This is a genomic window from Thermogutta sp., from assembly GCF_014359955.1.
Taxonomy (GTDB): Bacteria; Planctomycetota; Planctomycetia; order Pirellulales; family Thermoguttaceae; genus Thermogutta.
In genome coordinates this window covers 1-2039 of the sequence record NZ_JACIYL010000780.1, presented here as the reverse complement: position 1 = coordinate 2039, position 2039 = coordinate 1, and the positions used below count along the sequence as shown (strand labels likewise).

Sequence of the window (2039 nt, the reverse complement as noted above, 5' to 3'; positions counted from 1 at the left end):
TGGTCTTTTTCCGGTTTATTGGCGGGCTGGGGGTTGGTGGGGCCTCCGTTGTGGCGCCCATGTACATTGCCGAGATCTCGCCGCCCAAATGGCGGGGAAGGTTGGTGGCTGTTGTACAGTTCAATATTGTGTTCGGTATTCTGCTGGCGTTCTTTTCGAATTACTGCATTGCGCTGCTTAACCTGGGGGATGTGGAATGGCGGTGGATGCTGGGTGTGGAGGCGTTTCCGGCGGGGTTGTTCTGGCTGCTTCTCTACTTTACGCCCCAGAGTCCGCGATGGTCGGTGGCCCGGGGACGGTGTGTGGAAGCCCGTGCGGTCTTTGAAAAGCTCGGTGCTTCCCGCGAAGAGGCCGAGGAACTCGTGCGGGAGGTGCAGGCTTCCCTCCACGATGCGGCTCTCAACGAACCGCTCTTTTGCCGTCGGTATCTTCGGCCGGTGCTGCTGGCGATCGCCATTGCCGCTTTCAATCAGCTTTCGGGGATTAACGCGGTGCTCTACTACGCCCCGCGGATTTTCGAGATGGCAGGGGCGGAGAAGGACGCGGCGTTTCTCCAGGCCGTGGTGGTTGGCGGAACGAACCTCATCTTCACGCTGCTGGCCATGAGCGTCATCGACTATTTCGGCAGAAAATTCCTCATGCTCGTGGGATCTATCGGCTACATTGTCAGTCTGGCGACCACAGCGGCGGCCTTCTATATTTATGGCACGCACTTCGATCGGCTGGGCAACATCATTGTGCTGGCCAGCTTGGTGGTGTTTATTGCGTCCCACGCATTCGGTCAGGGCGCGGTGATCTGGGTGTTTATCAGTGAGATTTTTCCCAACACCGTCCGCGCCAAGGGACAGGCCCTGGGAAGTTTTACCCACTGGTTCATGTGCGCTTTGATTTCCTGGACGTTTCCGGTCATTGCCGCGGCATCCGGGGGACACGCCTTCGCGTTTTATGCGGCGATGATGGTCCTGCAACTTCTGTGGGTGATTTTTGTCATGCCCGAGACAAAAGGAATCCCCCTGGAGGAAATCGAGCGCCGGCTTCTGGGAACCGATTCCGCGTCGGCCACAGTACCGCCGACCAGGTCGTGCTCCTGAAAGGAGACATACGCCGTGAAGACAATCGCGATGATTGGATTGTTATCGTGGAGTTGGGTGATAGTGGGGATTTTAAGCGCCGGCGAAAAGGCGGAGCCACCCGTTCGTCCCGATATTCTCGTGGACGATTTTGAACGCGATTTTTACGCGCCCTGGGTGGCCGAGGGGGAAGCGTTCGGTCCCGGCCCGGCGAGCGGCACACTCCCGCGGCAAATGGAAGTGACGGGCTATCACGGCCGTCGGCTGGTCAATTCGTATTACGGTGGGGACAGTACGGTGGGGATGCTGACGAGTCCTCCCTTCACCATCGAGCGGCACTACCTCGCCTTTCTTATCGGCGGGGGCGGCTATCCGGAAGAAACCTATATGGAACTCCTCGTGGATGGGAAGAGCGTGCGTCGCGCCACGGGACCGAACACCGCGCCCGGCGGCTCAGAAGAGCTGGATTGGGCCGTCTGGGACGTCCATGAGTTTGAAGGCCGCACTGCTGTCCTGCGGATCGTCGATCGCCGAACCGGGGGATGGGGACACATCAACGTAGATTACATCCTTCAAACCGATCGCAATCCCCAGGAGCACCTCAAGCCCCTGGAGACAGCGGTCCAGTCGCGGTACCTGCTCCTTCCCGTGGCCGGGGAAGGACCGCGGACGCACTGTCGCCTCATGTTGGGTGATCGAGTCCTCCGCTATTTCGACATTCACATTGCCGAAGACGATTCAGACGTGAGATTTTGGGCGGCGATTGATCTGCGTGATTATCACGGCCAGACGGTGCGCTGGGAAATCCGTCCCCGCTCTGCCCGCGTTCTGGTGGAAAAACGTCTGCGGCAGAGCGACGCCCCGGTTTGGCCGGAAAACCTCTATCGGGAAGCATATCGACCGCAGTTCCATTTTTCCCCGCGGGTGGGTTGGACGAACGATCCCAACGGCCTGGTGTACTATGACGGG

At 59.3% G+C, this 2039-nt stretch carries 2 protein-coding genes; both read left to right on the top strand.

Features of this window, described 5'->3' with window-relative positions; translation table 11 throughout:
- On the top strand, window positions 1-1091 hold a 1091-nt coding region (locus tag H5U08_RS16905; protein ID WP_297035760.1), incomplete at its 5' end, for a sugar porter family MFS transporter.
- Window positions 1092-1106: 15 nt separating this feature from the next.
- A partial coding sequence (locus H5U08_RS16900; protein WP_297035757.1) for a hypothetical protein occupies window positions 1107-2039 on the top strand: 933 nt, incomplete at its 3' end.